We start from the raw sequence: 15,096 nt of genomic DNA, 5'->3' as shown, positions 1-15,096 counted from the left end.
CCCCAAGCGCCTGTGGGCAGCAACGAGATGGTCTTGCGCGGGGCGCTGGTCAGTTCCGGCCCGATCTTCTCGCCCGAACCAGTCTATGTGCCGCTTCTCGATGCGCCGCCGTTGCTCCAGAAGCCGGTGCGCGTCATCGCGTTCTACCTGCCGCAATTCCACCCGATCCCCGAAAACGATGAATGGTGGGGACAGGACTTCACCGAATGGTCTAATGTCCGGCCCGCTGAGCCGCAATTTATCGGTCACCACCAGCCGCACGTGCCGGATACGCTCGGCTACTACGACTTGCGCGATACTGCTGTGCAGCATCGCCAGATCGAACTGGCAAGGCTCTATGGAGTGGAAGGCTTCTGCTTCTATTTTTATTGGTTCGGCGGCAAGAGGCTCCTGGAAAAGCCGCTCGAAAACTGGCTCGAGGATAAGCGCCTCGACATGCCATTCTGCGTCTGCTGGGCCAACGAGAATTGGTCGCGCCGCTGGGACGGAATGGACCAGGAGATCCTGATCGCTCAGGATCACTCCCCCCAGGATGATCTCGCGTTCATCGCCGAGGTCGCGCCCTATCTTCGTGACCCTCGCTACATCCGCATCAATGGCAAGCCGCTGTTGCTCGTCTATCGGCCAAGCCTGCTCCCGGCGGCGGCTGAGACAGCGCGGCGCTGGCGGACTTGGTGCCGGGAGAACGGCATCGGCGAGATTTTCCTGGCCTACACCCAGTCCTTCGAATCTGTGCCCCCCCATCGCTACGGGTTCGATGCCGCCGTGGAATTTCCGCCAAACAATTCCGCGCCGCCAAATGTCACGCATACAGTGACGCCGCTGCATGAGGATTTTGCCACGACCGTCTATGACTGGTCGGTATTCCCACAACGCAGCGAAACCTACTCATCCCGCAAATACAAGCTCTTCCGTTCGGTTTGCCCGGGCTGGGACAATACCGCACGCCGCAAGCGCGGCGGCACGGTGTTCATCAACAACACCCCCGAGCTGTATCGCAGATGGCTGGACAATGCCATTGAGGACACCTTGGCCCATATTAGCGAGCCATCCGAGCGGGTGGTTTTCGTCAATGCCTGGAACGAGTGGGCGGAAGGCGCTCACCTGGAGCCCGATAGCGTTAACGGCCACGCCTATCTGCAAGCGACCCGCGACGCTTTGGAGGCGGCGAAGGGGAAGTCCAAGGCCAGGATTGCAATCGTTTCCCACGACGCCCACCCGCATGGGGCGCAATTGCTGGCTCTCAATCTGGCCAAGGGATTCAAGCAGCTTGGTTTTGAGCCCGATCTCATCGTGCTGGGCGACGGTCCGCTGCTCGGCCGTTTCGCCCACGCCGCGACCGTGCACAGGATCGACTTGCCTGAACAAGGCGATGCCGATGTGTTGAAACGTCTGGCCACCATTAGAAACAACGGTGCCGAGGTCGCCGTCGTGAATACCACCGTATCCGGAAAGCTCATCCCGCTGCTGAAGCAGGCAGGGTTCCGCACCGTTTGCCTCGTCCATGAACTGCCCGGAATATTGGCGTCCTACGGTCTTGCTGACGCAGCCGCAGCCATTGTTGAGAACGCTGAAACGGTCGTTTTCCCAGCCGAGATCGTCAAAGCCGGATTCGAAGAGTTTGTTGGCCAACCGGTCAGCCAGTCGGTAGTCAGGCCGCAAGGACTCTATCTGCGTACGCCCTACCTCGCCGAGGATCGCCAGCAGGTCCGCGAGGCGGTCCGCGCACGATTAGGGCTTTCGCCAAATGCAAGCATCATCCTGTGCGCGGGCTATGCCGACCATCGCAAGGGCCTCGATCTTTTCGTTGATGCTTGCGTCAAGGTTATCGCATCCAGGCCGGATGCGGTTGCAGTCTGGGTCGGTCATGTCGATACCGTCTTTCACGCCAAGCAAATGCGACGGGTGAAGGAAGCGGGACTGGAGAGCCGCTTCGTCTTTGTCGGATTGGTGGAAAATCCGCAGGAATACTATTTCGCCGCAGATATCTATGCCTTGACCTCGCGTGAGGATCCGTTCCCCTCGGTGGTGCTCGAGGCGCTGGATGCCACAGTGCCGGTCGTTGCCTTTGAGGGCGCTGGTGGCTTCCAGGATCTGCTGAAGCGGGATTGCGGTATCCTCGTGCAGGCATTCGACACCGATGCGATGGCCGAGGTCATTGGCAATCTGCTCGACAATCCAAGTGAAGCCCGGCGTCTCGCCAGCGTTGGCCGCGATATCGTCCGCCAGGAGTTCAGCTTCAGCCATTACCTGCATGATCTGCTGATTTACGCCGAAAAGCCATTGCCGCGGGTGTCGGTCATCGTGCCTAACTACAACTACGCCCGATACCTGGGCGCACGTCTAGGCTCCATTGTCGATCAGACGATAAAGCCCTACGAGTTGATCGTGCTTGACGATGCTTCGACCGATGATAGCGTCGAAGTCATCGAGAAATTTCTGGCCGGTTGCGACATTCCATACCGGCTGGTGGCCAATGCGCAGAATTCAGGATCGGTATTCCGCCAATGGATGCGGGGGGTCGAAATGGCGCGCGGCGATTATGTCTGGATCGCCGAAGCCGACGACCTCGCCGATCCCGATTTTCTGGCCGAGCTTCTGCCCGCCTTCGAACGCGAGGAGGTGGTGATGAGCTATTGCCAGTCGCGACAGATGGACGGCGCCGGCCGGGTCTTGTCCGAACACTATCTCGACTATGTGTCGGACATCGACCGGTCTCGCTGGACGAAACCCTACGTCGTGGACGGCCGCCGGGAAATCGCCGAGGCACTTTACCTCAAGAACACCATTCCGAACGTCAGCGGCGTCTTGTTTCGAAGGGAGGCGCTCAGCAATGCGATGGCCAAACACAGCGAAGAGATCATGTCGTTGCGCAACGCCGGGGATTGGGTGACATATTTGCGTCTGCTCGAAAATGGTTCGATCGCTTTTTCCCCGCGTTCGCTCAATTCACACCGCCGGCATCAGTCGAGCGTAACCATAGGAAATTTCGATCTCAGGCACCTACAGGAGATCAGGCAGGTACAGGCCGATACAATCCGCAGCCACGATCTTGGACCTGCCGCGCTCGAACGAGCGAGCATCTACAGCCATGAACTCAGTGAACGATTTGGTATTCCAATTCAAGAATGACGACGCTGGTGACTGTGGGGAGTTAGATGTCTACAGAGCGTCGAGGAGATTTTAGTGAGAGTTCTTTTTCTGGGAGCGCCAATAGCTCCGCATCCTGATCCGCAGATTGCTTTTGAAAAGAAATTCGAAATCATTGGATATAACACCGGAAATCTTCTGATAGGGCAGTCTCTGTTCGAGGAAATTCGCTTTGAAGAGTTCGGTCAGGGGTTGGACTATTCCCCGCAAGAAGCAAACGAACGTTTCGACATCATTGCTATCGCCGCAGCAAATTTCATTTTCAAAAATTTTGATTTGTCCTACTTGGCTGACTTTATCGAGCCGACCAAGCTGCCATGCTTGGTTGCCGGCCTCGGGGCGCAAGCTTCTATCATCGGTGAAAAAGTCACAGATATCCCAGAGGGCAGTAAACGCTTCCTTCGTATCATATCGGAACGCAGCAAGACCGTGGGCGTGCGTGGCCATTTTACGGCTGAAGTCATGAATGACTTTGGGATAACGAACGTCAGAGAGGTTGGATGCCCAAGTTTGTTTCGCAAATTGCGTCCGGATTTGAAGATAAAGAGGCCAGGAAGAGACGCCGAGCTGAGGGTTGCAGTGAACGGATCACGCAACGTATTTCTTCATTCGGCCAATCCCGAAGCTGCCCGGCGCGTTGAAGCTGATCTTTTGAAATTATCCGCTCACAAAAAATATCCATATGTTCTTCAGAACGAAGAACCGGAAATGAAAATGCTACTTTCCAGAGATGGGAGAGAAGACGATTTTGGGGTCGCCCAGGCAGTGCTCGGGCAGATGAACATGGAAATGGATCCGTCGCTCTATGTAAAGCATGTCAAAGAGAACGCAAAAATGTTCTTTGATTTGGCAGAGTGGGATGCGTACATCTCGAAATTCGACTATTCGATAGGAACGCGCTTCCATGGAAATCTGATTGCATTAACCAACGGTGTTCCTGCAACCATAATTTCCCACGATTCGAGGACGACGGAAATGGCGGAACTTATGAGCATCCCGCATATCCCGGTCGATAAAGTGGGACAATTGAACGTCAACGAGCTTGTGCAGGCTGGCAACTATGATGAGTTTCAGCGCAAGTACACTGTACTATATGATCGTTTTGCCCAATTCCTTTCGGAGAATGGGGTTGCCCACCGGCTAGAATAGCACCGTGGAGCTGAACTCGGACCGAAGCAGCATTCTGTTACGGCTTCATTTTTGAAAATCCTGATGGTGCTCCATGAATTCTGATTCCTATCCAGTTTACCGCCGGGCAGGTTACTGCCCAATCTGTGAAGCCAATGTCGAGTTTTCCGCCCACTATGATTGGTATCGTGATCATCTGCTCTGCTCCAGATGTGGATCGATCCCGCGTGAGCGCGCTTTGGCTCTTACGCTCACGCGACATGTCTCTCGTTGGCGCAACCTTGTTATTCATGAATCGTCTCCCACTCCCCGCGGAATTTCTCCGAAGTTGAAGCGGGAATGTGCCGGTTATGTTGAATCGCAGTACTTTCCCGGAGAGCGTTTGGGCTCGTCCGTCAAGGGCTTCCGAAACGAGAACCTGGAGGCGCAGACATTTGGTGATGCGACTTTCGATGTCGTCGTTACACTTGATGTCATGGAGCATGTGAATATGCCGGAGCGGGTGACAAAGGAGATTGTCCGCACCCTGAAACCAGGCGGCGCTTATCTGTTCACCGTTCCCACCTACAAGGGCAAGATCGACAGTGAGCGCCGTGCGCTCTACAGGCCGGACGGAACGATCCAGCACACCGGCGAGCCGGAATATCATGGCAATCCTGTTAGCGATGCTGGTTCGCTGGTAACATTTCACTACGGCTATGACCTGCCGGAACTGATCCACCGATGGTCAGGAATGGATGTCGAGGTATGCCGTTTTCATGATCACTGGCACGGCATAATAGGCGAATTTACAGAAGTATATTTGGCACGGAAGCACGCCCGCTAACCAGGCCGAGGCTTTCGTCAGGAGCGAACGTAGTATGCAGATCGATAAGTTGGCAGCGATGTGGCAGGGCTATAGGCAGCGGGGCGTCATCCCAACGATCCACCTTGACGACGGGATGTTCAAAGGCAATCCCTTTCTTGATGACTACGACATTGTTGGCGAAAGCGTGTTGAAGGTGATCGTATCGATCTTGGCAATCGCCCGGAAAGAAGCCATTTACAATATTATGGATTTTGGATGCGGCCATGGGCGTGGCGCTCGCTACATCCGGTCACTGTTCCCTGCCGCCAAGATAACCTTCTGCGATATCGATCCGAGCTGCGTCGAATTTTGCGCCCACGAGTTCGGGGGAGATGCGGTGCTTTCGTCTGAGCATCCCTCTGACATTAAAATCCCAGGCGGCATGGATCTAATCTGGGTTGGCTCTGTCTTCACCCATGTCGATTACGAGAGAATGCAAATTCTTTTCGATAAGCTTTTTGCGGCATTGGGGCGCGGGGGGATACTGATCGCAACCTTCCGGGGGCACAACACGTACGAGATCACAAAGAACGACCCGATCCAAGCTGCTGCCCAAGCACAAATGCTGAAGGACTACGAGCAGACAGGGACTGGCTATTGGCCATACCCAAATGCCGCAGGCCAAGTTGGCATGAGCGATTGGGGACTTTCGCTTGCATCGATCGAGCGAGTTGTGGCGCTAGGCAAACGGCACGCCAATGCTCGCTTGGTCGGCTATAGCGAATCCGGATGGGCGAACGTCCACGATGTTGGCGCTTGGACGAAACGCTGAACCACCGTGTATTCGACATGGCGGTCGAGAAGTCGGTTATTCTGGTCCTCAAACTGGTGGATCAAAAGGTATCCCGTTTCCGACTGAGCGAATCTGCCAAGCACGCTGCCTCTACAGAAGCGGGTCCGTCTGCTTCCCTCGGACCAATCCAAAGATTTCGATTAAATCCCTTATCGATTGGTAACTTTTGCAAGGGCTTGCTGATTTGCGTAGCTGGGCATCTCACCGAGCCTTATCAGCGCAATGTCGCCCTGGATTTCCACACTACCGGGGGCTGGCCATACCGGCATCGCCGAAAGACGAACAATCGTCTGGTCAACCTGATCTGGGGTAGCACCGTTCAAATTGGAGTAGCCGAGCAATTTCATGTAATAAGCGATGCGCCAACCGTTGCCACCGTCCCATTCGAAGAACGAGTGGCCGACTGTCGAGCCGGGCTGCTTGGGATAGTTGGTCACAAATGGCTGGGCGCCAAACACGCTCAGAGCATAGCTGCGCTTTACATCAAAACCGCGCGCGGCCGACAGCCTGTCGAAGATGGCGCCCGCCATGAGTGTATCATGCTTGTCGACCAGATAGTTAGACGCCTGACGATAGTTCTGGGCCACCAGAATTTGGAAAATTGCCACGGCCATCAAGATGGTTGAGGCTACGCGGGTTCTCGATTCTCTGCTCGTCACCGCGACATAGGCAAACATCCAAACTGCAATCGGAACCCCGACGAGGCTCCTGACAGGCATGCTGCCCGCAGCGAGGAGGTGAAAGCCGAAGGGAATAAGCAATGAAGCGAAGGCAATTGCCGTCAACAGCAATTTCGAGCGGGGCAATTCCTTCAATAGCGCCCAACCGCCAAGGATCAACAAGAGCGGAATTGCCCACAACGCGACGTCATATGTGCGCCGGTCCAGACCATAGATCCCGCCTATCGCTCCAAGCACACGCCCAATAACTGTGGCCGGATGTTGAAGCAAAAAGCCAGGCTGGGAAAGCGAGTCGAAATACTCGTTTCTAGCGGGGGTGAACGATCTGAAAATGGCATCGCCGACGACATAGAACAATATGGCACCAGCCAGCAGAATACCGGTCCGAAGCAGGTCTTTTGGCAGCGATTCGCTCCTTCCTGCCCGTGCTTGCAGAATTGAGATCGCGATGCCCAGGACCAGAATTGCCGGTGCGAAACTCTGGTAGATCGAGATGGCGAAGGCGCCGACTCCCACAGCTCCGAGAAAGCGAGGGCTGAGTGGGGAAACCTCCTCCTTGCGGATCAGCCAAAGCGCTAGAGCGGTCGCGAACAGGCCGACGCCGATAGCGGCAATGTTTGAATAAAATTCGACGATAAAAAACCAGGTCGGGAAAGCACAGAAAATCGCAAAACATGCGTACTCAGCGATGGAGAGCTCTTGCTTGTTAATGACATCCATGACGAGGAGGTAGGCGGCCACGCAACCGGCGCCAAAGACAGCTGGAGCCAAGAAAGGCATTACCGGATGAGGAATAAGGAACCTCTCGATCAGATATGCCCCCCAGCGTCCTTGAATGATCCAGACGGATGCGTCCGTTCTGAAGGCTGTTACTTCCTCATCCACTGACAGCGGAAAGGAAGCCAGCTCGGAAAAATACATCGCGGCGAAAATCGCAAAGAGATTAATGGCTGGTCGTATTGTGCTCGGTCGCGTCAGCATGATCTGCGGAGTATCCATCGAGAAATCACGAAGTTGAGGATGGTCGTGATGGCAAGGGTGACAAAGAAGGCTGCTGCAGCATTTTGCAGAACGCTTTCAAGCGTTTTGAGGGCTGCTAGGCCGAGCACGAACACGACCGCAATCGACGCCCCGATTGCCAGTCGATCGGCGATGCCCGTGCGGCCGCCGGGAAAGACGCGATCGGGATAGAACACCATTACGAACACAAGTCCTGTCAGCCAAGCGAGCGCGTAAGACAAACTTGAGGGCAGGACGACAAGGCCGGCAAAATAGACAAGGCTGGTCAGGGCGGTATTTAGTCCGCCGGCGACAAGAAACCGGACGGCGTCTCCGCCAATGCGATCAGCGGTCATCCTGCCTGACCGTATCCAGGAAATCCGCATAGTCCCTGATGTAATCGCCAGCATCATAGTTGTGCGAAGCCATGACCAGCAATGCTGTATCGGGTTGGAATTTATACTGAATTCCCCAAATGCCGGGCGGAATGTAGAGGCCGATCGAGGGTTCGGTCAACGAAACCTCTTTTCTCTCATGGCCGTCGTCAACGACAACGGACAGGCGGCCATGGGCCGCGATCAGGAATTGATGGCACTCGCGATGCGCATGCTCACCCCTGACCTTGTCGGAGGGAACGCCATAAACCAGAAAGGACCGGGCCGGCTTAAACGGTAGGTTTGCACCGAATTCGAGCGGGGCGAGTTCGCCTCGCAGATCGCTAAAATGCGGCAGCCGCCAGAGCTCGGTACCACCCACCCCAAGCGACATTTTCTCGCCCACTGCGCCGGGGAAGGTTTGCGTCAAGGCTGGCACGATCTTCGGGCCGGTCTGGTAGCCGATGATGACTGCGGGATTTCCGACCACGACGGCGTTGGCAGGGACGCTCTTGGTCACCACGGCGCCGGCGCCGACCATCGCCTGGCGGCCGACGACAATGCCCGGCAGGATTGTGGCATTGGCGCCGATGGAAGCGCCGTCCTCGATCGTGGTCAGCAGAAACGCCTCGGGATATCCCTTGGAGCGTGGGAAGCGATCATTGGTGAAGGTCGCATTCGGGCCGACAAACACACGATTGCCCAGGCGCACCCCGTCCCACAGTTGGACGCCGCTCTTGACAGTCACGTCATCGCCGACGATCACGTCGTTCTCGATGAAGACGTGATCGCAGATGTTGCAGTTCGAGCCGAGCACGGCCCCAGGCAGCACGTGAGCGAAGGCCCAAATACGCGTTCCGTCGCCGACATGGGAGCTTTCGCAGATACCCCGTTCGTGCACGAAAAATGGCTTGGCGTTCATTTCGCTGTTCCGTCAACGACGCGGCTGATGATCCGAAGTGGGCGCGATTTGGTGTTTTCAACTGCCCGCCAGAGATAGCAACCAAGAATCCCTTGGACTAGAAGACTGGCCGAACCGAAGCCCGTGATCAGCAGCACCAGTGTCGTATAGCCAGCGGGGTCTATATTGCCAAGTAGCCGTGCAATCACGGTAACGACTGCAAATAGGAGACTTAGCGCACAGCCGGCAAATCCTACCCAGAGGGTGAGCATTATCGGAAAATCAGAGAACGAGAAAATGCTGTCCATCATGTATCGGAACCGCCGTGCCATGCCCCAGGCGCTTGTTCCGTGCTTTCGTTCGCGCCGCCGATAAGGCACGAATTCCCGCCTGAAGCCGACCCAGAAAAGTTGTATGACAAGCGAGCTGTTCGGCTCCTCGATCGAGAGGATCGCTTCCAGAACCTGACGGTTGCAGGCGAAGATATCCACTCCGCCACTCGGCATGCTGGGCAGGACGAGCCTGCGGTAGGCCGACCAGAAAGCCCTCGACAGAAATTTGGTCAAGGGCGGATCGCTACGCCCGGTTCGCTGCCCAAACACGACGTCAGCCTCGTCCTTTTCCAGCTTCGAAAAGAATTCGACGATCAGTTCAGGCGGCTCCTGCAGGTCGGCGGCCATCGCAGCGACCTGGTCACCCGAAGCGTGTTCGAGCCCGGTTCGAATAGCAGTGAACGAACCAAAGTTCCGGCTATGGAAGATGATCTTGTAATCATAGCCCGAGCCTTTCAATTCCTTGATCAGCAGCGGGCCGGATTCGTCCGGCGACCCGTCGACGACGAAGACGAACTCGATGTCGCTATGATATCTGGAGTGGAAATCGGCGACTGCGCCCAGGAGGGAAGGGATGTTCGCCTGATTTCGATAGATCGGGAAAACGATCGAGCGTGTTGTCACATTGTCTCCCATTCGCGGAGGGCCAGGCAAACCCGCTCTACCTCGTCGTCCCTCATATCGGGATAGCAGGGGACCGAACAGAGACGGCTGACGCTGGCCCTCGATACGGTGAGATTTTCGCTCCCCATCATCGGTAAGTCCGCCCAGCCGACCTGGTCGCAATCCAGCACAGGGTAGTGTATGTCAGTGTCGATGCCGCGCTCTTTCATGAACGCCCTGAAGGCGTCCCGGTCGTCGCAAAGCGCGACCGCGAGGTGCGCGACAGCGCCTTCGCCACCTTCCAGGAACTGGAATCGACGCCCGGCAACCGACTTGTACTGGTCTAGGATGCCACGCCGCTGCTGGTTGCGTCTATCCACATCGCCCAGCAAAACGTCCAGTATCGCGGCTTGAACTTCATCCATGCGGGAGTTGCGGCCGTTGGGCACGCCGACATGATATTTTGAACTCCAGCCATATTGTTGCAGTTGCCGTACATGCGCGGCGGTTGCCGTGTCGGAGGTAAGAACAGCGCCGCCGTCCCCCATGGCTCCGAGATTTTTGGTTGGGTAAAAGCTGAACGTGGAGATATCCCCCAGCGAGCCTGCAACGTCGCTTCCGATTCTCGCCCCGTGCGCCTGCGCGCAATCTTCCACGATTGGAATGTGCGAGAGGCCAGCCTGCTCAAGTCCGTCCCGGATGGCGCGGACATCAACGACGCCACCATAGAGGTGGGTGGCGACGATCGCAGCGGTGTCTGCGCTGGCTGCTTTCAGTACCGATTGAAGGGCTATGAGTTGGCTGGCTGGTTCGATATCGACATAGTGCGGAACGAGATCATTCTGCCAGCAGGCACAACTGGCATAGCCCCCCGCATTGGCGGCGACGATCACCTCGCGCCCGTCGTAGCGCTTGGTCACTGCGGCCAATGCAAGTTCGAGCGCATCCGTCCCGTTGGCCACGAGAACGCATTCCGAAACACCTATGAATCTGGAAAAATTTGCCGCAAACCTTTTGCCGATAGCGCCATTGAGCCACCATCCCGAACGTAGCGTGTTCACTACCTCACTCTCGATTTCGACCTGGTAGCGCTGATACAGGCGCTTCAGATCATTCATCGGAACAGATTCTTGTCTCGTCATCGGTAACTCAACGGCTCGAGCGCAATTCATTTTAGTAACGTCCGCAGGGCGCAACGTTGGCATACTCAACTACAGCAGGTGCGACGAATTGGAATCTGAACTGCGAGCAAATAGTATCCGGGAAGAGTACCTTTAAGACTTAGCTCGCGTTCCAGCCCTCTTTGCAGGTTTCGTCGTGAAGGCTTCGACCCTTCCGTTCTTAAGCGTCATTCTTTTCGTACATACGCTTTCGAGCAGGCTCTCATTGTGGGTCGCCAGGACGATGATGCCTGCCTTCTCTGCCAGTTCATCCATGCGTCGTTTGGCTTTTTCCTGAAACGCGGCGTCGCCGGCGCCGATCCACTCGTCCATCAGCAGAATTTCGGGGTCAAGCGCTGTAGCCGCAGAGAAAGCAAGACGAGCGGCCATACCCTGGCTATAGGTTTTGAAAGGGACATCGATAAAGTCGCCAAGTTCGCTGAAGGCGATGATCTCCGGCATTTTTTCTTGGATCTCGGCCTCGGTCCACCCGCTGATCAAACCCCTCAGAACAATGTTTCGCCGCCCCGTCGCTTCGGGGCGAAATCCTATGTTGATGTTGAACAAAGCGTCGACTTTGCCTTCGATGGCTACTATGCCGGACGATGGCTGATAGATGCCGTACAACACCTTGAGCAGTGTCGTCTTGCCGGCCCCGTTTGGGCCGACCAAGCCTAACCGATCGCCTGCTTTGAGTTCAAAGCTGACATCTTCCAGCGCCTGCACGACCTGCTTGCCGCCGGAACGTCCGATTTTGCCTCCAAGACCACCCAGGCGCCGGTCAGGCGCCGTAAGCGTCAACTTTTCGTAGAGGCGGTAGGCGAGGCTGACATTGTCCAGCTTGATGGAAATCATTTTGAGCTCAGATCAGGAAAACGACGCGCTTGCGATATCCGCCCAGCAGCAGCAACGCAACCGCCCAGAAAGCCAAAGAGATGTAGGCGGTCACAGCAAAGGCATGCATTGGGAAGTCGCCGCTCGCGATTGGCGCGCGCACCACTTCCAGAAAATATGTGAACGGATTCCAATGATAGGCATAGTTCTGTATACCGCCTTGCCCATGATAGGCCCAGAAGACTGGCGTAAGAAACGTACCGACCCGCATGATGTTGCCGACGATGAACTGGGCATCGGGAAAGAATGCACCCAGGAATGCGAAAACCGTTACGATTGCAGGGGTCGCGAGCACAATCAGCAATAACCCCGGGACAGACAATAGCCACTCAGCGCTGATTCCCAAGCCGCTCAGCAGCAGGATGACGATGCAACCCGCCACCGAATAGCTCGCTCGGATGACACATTGCACCGTCAGCCGCATCACATACACGAAGAGTGGCAGCCTCGTGCCTTGAATGAAACTGGCTTCGCGGGAGAACAGGGGCACGCTCAGGCTGATCATCTCCATGAGGTAGAACCAGACAACCAGGCCGATCGAAGCATAGGCCGTGTATCCGGCCGAATCCGTGTCTTTGGTCTTGAAAACGAAGATGAAAGTGCCAATGAATGCCAGATAATTGACCAGCATCCAAAGCGGGCCGAGCGTCGTGCGTCTGTGCTGATCGCCGATGTCCTCGTGGGCAAGCGCGATCCAGACCCGGTGTAATCTCATGGCCTTTGAGATGTCGTCAAAAGCGCCGTTTAGTGCCGCAATCATAGCTGGGAGTATCGCAATCCGTTGTTCTGGCGCATTATTCTTCGCTGGCCATAGCGAACCACCAAGCCCGTCTCTAATAGCCATTTCGATGGGCATATGGCAACGCATTGCGTCGTAACGCGGTGGGGAGCAGAGTCAACTGCGGCAAAACTGAGCGCATGCTGATGCTGCGTGGCTTATCTATTAGCGTTTGATAATGTTGACTTTACGGCAATCGCCCGAGCATGATCCATGTTCTCCACTGGAAGCCTCTTGTCCGAAAAAAAACCTCTAGCTATGCCCCCGCCCCCGAAGTATGCGATATAGGACGGCGGGGGCCGGGGATAGCACTTGAGCAAGGTGATTGGTCGCGAAGTAACTTCGTGTTCGCACCTCGCTGGTGTCGATGCCCTTGAGCCTGGAGTCTAGTGCCGTCCAATGAATTCCCACCTAGAAGCTGTGTTCGGGCTCAGGCCACAGATGCGGCGCGCCTTCATCATGGTCCAGGACGTGGTCATGGTCCTGGTCGCCGTGGCACTCAGCCTCGTGCTTTCGCGGTCTAATCTTTCGTTCGACGCGCTCTCCAAGGAGGGTCTGGCGACATGGGCGGGCATCGTCGTCATCAGCCATTTGCTGTTCCGCTACAGTGGCCTCTACACCACCGTCTGGCGCTTCGCCTCGACGCCGGACTTTTTCAACATCCTGAAGAGCTGCGCGATTTTGACGTTCACTCTTTACATGGCATCGCTGCTGCTGCGTTTTTACCGGCCGGTGGCGGGGCTCAACGAGCGTCAGTTCATCGTCTTCTTCCTCGTCTCCTTCACCATCATATCGGCACCCCGGCTATTCTACCGCTTCCTGCGTGACGGCGCGAGCTGGGGCATTCTTGGCCGCAAGTCCGATGATACTGAGCCCAAGCGCGCGCTGTTCGTTGGCCGGCTCGGCGAGGCCGACCTGATCATTCGCTTCACGCGCACGGCGCAACCGGCTGACTATTCCATCGCAGGCATCATGGCGACCGAGCGCGGCGCGCCATTGGGCACGCGGATTCAGGGTGTTCCCGTGGTGGCGACCCTGCCGCGTCTGATCGATGTCCTGGAAGATTACGCGACCGGCACCAAAAGCCTGGACCTGCTGATTTTCGGCAGCGGCGCCGAGCACGAAATCGAGGACTATTCGGAACTCGTGCGCATTGCCCGGCACGGCGACATAAATGTGGTGCAGTTCTCAGGCCTTTCGGAGTTGGAACAGCACGGAAAGCTGGTTCTCGACACCGTCGAGATGGAAACGATCCTGCGCCGTCCGGCGGTCGCGTCCGACATCCAGCGCATCGGCGCCTTTGTCAGCGGCAGACGCGTTCTGGTGACCGGCGGCGCCGGTTCTATCGGCCAGACGCTGGTCAAGCGGTCGCTGGAACTGGGAGCCGAGGCGGTGCTGGTCGCCGACAACTCCGAGTTCGGCATCTTCCAGCTGAGCCAGTATGTTGACGAGAAGGACCATGACCGACTCAAGGTCCGCATCGTCGATGTCTCCGACCGGCGCCAGATAATGCGTGTCGTCACGGAATTCCGGCCGGACATCATCTTTCACGCCGCGGCGCTCAAGCACGTGCCGCTGCTCGAGGAGAACTGGGATTCGGCCATTCAAACCAACATTTTCGGAACGCTCGTCTGCGCCGAGGTTGCCGCCAAGTGCGGGGTTGCGCAATTTGTCCTGATATCGAGCGACAAGGCGGTGGATCCCTCATCGGTGCTTGGCATGACGAAGCGGGCCGCCGAACAGATCATCAGTGCCTTGCACGGCACGCCGGCAGGCGAGACGGGCGGGCGCCTCCCGGCCACCAAGTTCATTGCAGTGCGGTTCGGCAATGTCTTCGGCAGCAATGGTTCGGTGGCGACCATATTCCAGGCGCAGATCGAGGCTGGGGGGCCCGTCACCATCACCGACCGGCGCATGACGCGCTATTTCATGACCGTGGCCGAAGCCGTCGATCTCGTCATCATGTCGGCGGCCGATGCCGGGTCGCGGCAGAGCGGAGACGATTATGCCGTCTATATGCTCGACATGGGCAAGCCGGTGCCGATCCTTGAAGTGGCCGAAACGATGATCCGCTTGTCCGGAAAGAGCCCATACAAGGACATCGCGATCCGGTTCACGGGCATCAGGCCGGGCGAAAAACTTCACGAAACGCTGCATGGCGAAGACGAGGAACTCGTCGAACTCGGCATCTCGAAGGTTTTCGGTCTCAGCACGGACGTCGTGGAATGGTCGGATGTCCAGGTCGCGCTCTCGGCCCTGCAGCAGTCGGCGAAAAATCAGGACAAGGCTGCCGCGCTCGCCGCATTGGCAGGTCTCGACCGCGCCAAGAAGGCCAGGGCAAGTGCACGTCAAGACGCGATCCCGAAAACGGCGGGGCAGGCGAGCTAGGCCCGGTTCAGAATTCAGAAAGCGATCTTGCTCGTGAGCAAAGATGATCTGCGCATCGCGGTCCTGATG

At 56.7% G+C, this 15,096-nt stretch carries 12 protein-coding genes; 5 read left to right on the top strand and 7 right to left on the bottom strand.

Annotated elements, in window-relative coordinates:
* Positions 1 to 33: 33 nt before the first annotated feature.
* The 4 genes from EN893_RS03270 (at position 34) to EN893_RS03255 (ending at position 5,897) form a co-directional block, all read left to right on the top strand.
* Positions 34 to 3,132: a glycoside hydrolase family 99-like domain-containing protein gene (locus tag EN893_RS03270; protein WP_164900702.1), complete on the top strand. Its 3,099-nt coding sequence runs from the start codon at positions 34 to 36 to the stop codon at positions 3,130 to 3,132.
* Positions 3,133 to 3,186: 54 nt separating this feature from the next.
* Positions 3,187 to 4,299 (top strand): polysaccharide pyruvyl transferase family protein, encoded by a 1,113-nt coding sequence (locus EN893_RS03265; RefSeq protein ID WP_164748974.1) that lies wholly within the window; start codon positions 3,187 to 3,189, stop codon positions 4,297 to 4,299.
* A gap of 73 nt (positions 4,300 to 4,372) precedes the next feature.
* Positions 4,373 to 5,104, top strand: a complete 732-nt coding sequence (locus tag EN893_RS03260; protein ID WP_127271277.1) for a class I SAM-dependent methyltransferase — start codon at positions 4,373 to 4,375, stop codon at positions 5,102 to 5,104.
* 34 nt (positions 5,105 to 5,138) lie between these two features.
* Positions 5,139 to 5,897: a class I SAM-dependent methyltransferase gene (locus tag EN893_RS03255; protein WP_127271275.1), complete on the top strand. Its 759-nt coding sequence runs from the start codon at positions 5,139 to 5,141 to the stop codon at positions 5,895 to 5,897.
* A 170-nt stretch (positions 5,898 to 6,067) separates the two neighbouring features.
* On the opposite strand, the gene EN893_RS03250 is transcribed toward EN893_RS03255, so the two are convergent.
* From EN893_RS03250 to EN893_RS03220, 7 genes are all read right to left on the bottom strand, one after another.
* Complete coding sequence (locus EN893_RS03250; protein ID WP_164765356.1) at positions 6,068 to 7,579, bottom strand: glucosyltransferase domain-containing protein; 1,512 nt, start codon at positions 7,577 to 7,579, stop codon at positions 6,068 to 6,070.
* Entirely contained in the window at positions 7,573 to 7,953 is a 381-nt protein-coding gene (locus tag EN893_RS03245; protein WP_164748973.1) for a GtrA family protein, read from the bottom strand. The genes EN893_RS03250 and EN893_RS03245 overlap by 7 nt, the downstream gene beginning before the upstream one ends.
* Complete coding sequence (locus EN893_RS03240) at positions 7,943 to 8,893, bottom strand: WxcM-like domain-containing protein (RefSeq protein WP_127270265.1); 951 nt, start codon at positions 8,891 to 8,893, stop codon at positions 7,943 to 7,945. The genes EN893_RS03245 and EN893_RS03240 overlap by 11 nt, the downstream gene beginning before the upstream one ends.
* Positions 8,890 to 9,828: a glycosyltransferase family 2 protein gene (locus EN893_RS03235; protein ID WP_206517162.1), complete on the bottom strand. Its 939-nt coding sequence runs from the start codon at positions 9,826 to 9,828 to the stop codon at positions 8,890 to 8,892. Before EN893_RS03235 ends, EN893_RS03240 begins: the two co-directional genes overlap by 4 nt.
* On the bottom strand, positions 9,825 to 10,925 hold the full coding sequence (locus tag EN893_RS03230) for a DegT/DnrJ/EryC1/StrS family aminotransferase (protein ID WP_164748809.1): 1,101 nt from the start codon (positions 10,923 to 10,925) through the stop codon (positions 9,825 to 9,827). Before EN893_RS03230 ends, EN893_RS03235 begins: the two co-directional genes overlap by 4 nt.
* 156 nt (positions 10,926 to 11,081) lie before the next feature.
* Positions 11,082 to 11,822: an ABC transporter ATP-binding protein gene (locus EN893_RS03225; RefSeq protein WP_127272218.1), complete on the bottom strand. Its 741-nt coding sequence runs from the start codon at positions 11,820 to 11,822 to the stop codon at positions 11,082 to 11,084.
* Positions 11,823 to 11,829: 7 nt separating this feature from the next.
* Complete coding sequence (locus EN893_RS03220; protein ID WP_236382859.1) at positions 11,830 to 12,717, bottom strand: ABC transporter permease; 888 nt, start codon at positions 12,715 to 12,717, stop codon at positions 11,830 to 11,832.
* A gap of 321 nt (positions 12,718 to 13,038) precedes the next feature.
* Here EN893_RS03220 and EN893_RS03215 point away from each other — a divergent pair, with 321 nt between their 5' ends.
* Entirely contained in the window at positions 13,039 to 15,027 is a 1,989-nt protein-coding gene (locus tag EN893_RS03215; protein WP_164748808.1) for a nucleoside-diphosphate sugar epimerase/dehydratase, read from the top strand.
* Positions 15,028 to 15,096: the final 69 nt, after the last annotated feature.

Source organism: Mesorhizobium sp. M7A.F.Ca.CA.004.04.2.1, assembly GCF_004022825.1.
Classification (GTDB): domain Bacteria; phylum Pseudomonadota; class Alphaproteobacteria; order Rhizobiales; family Rhizobiaceae; genus Mesorhizobium.
The sequence above is the reverse complement of the archived record's forward strand: the minus strand, read 5'-3'. Positions and strand labels throughout refer to the sequence as shown.

Coding starts and splice junctions, on each gene's coding strand:
- EN893_RS03230 (WP_164748809.1), bottom strand. CDS start 10,925: ATGAATGATCTGAAGCGCCTGTATCAGCGCTACCAGGTCGAAATCGAG.
- EN893_RS03245 (WP_164748973.1), bottom strand. CDS start 7,953: ATGACCGCTGATCGCATTGGCGGAGACGCCGTCCGGTTTCTTGTCGCC.
- EN893_RS03260 (WP_127271277.1), top strand. CDS start 4,373: ATGAATTCTGATTCCTATCCAGTTTACCGCCGGGCAGGTTACTGCCCA.
- EN893_RS03250 (WP_164765356.1), bottom strand. CDS start 7,579: ATGCTGACGCGACCGAGCACAATACGACCAGCCATTAATCTCTTTGCG.
- EN893_RS03225 (WP_127272218.1), bottom strand. CDS start 11,822: ATGATTTCCATCAAGCTGGACAATGTCAGCCTCGCCTACCGCCTCTAC.
- EN893_RS03240 (WP_127270265.1), bottom strand. CDS start 8,893: ATGAACGCCAAGCCATTTTTCGTGCACGAACGGGGTATCTGCGAAAGC.
- EN893_RS03220 (WP_236382859.1), bottom strand. CDS start 12,717: ATGCCCATCGAAATGGCTATTAGAGACGGGCTTGGTGGTTCGCTATGG.
- EN893_RS03255 (WP_127271275.1), top strand. CDS start 5,139: ATGCAGATCGATAAGTTGGCAGCGATGTGGCAGGGCTATAGGCAGCGG.
- EN893_RS03215 (WP_164748808.1), top strand. CDS start 13,039: ATGAATTCCCACCTAGAAGCTGTGTTCGGGCTCAGGCCACAGATGCGG.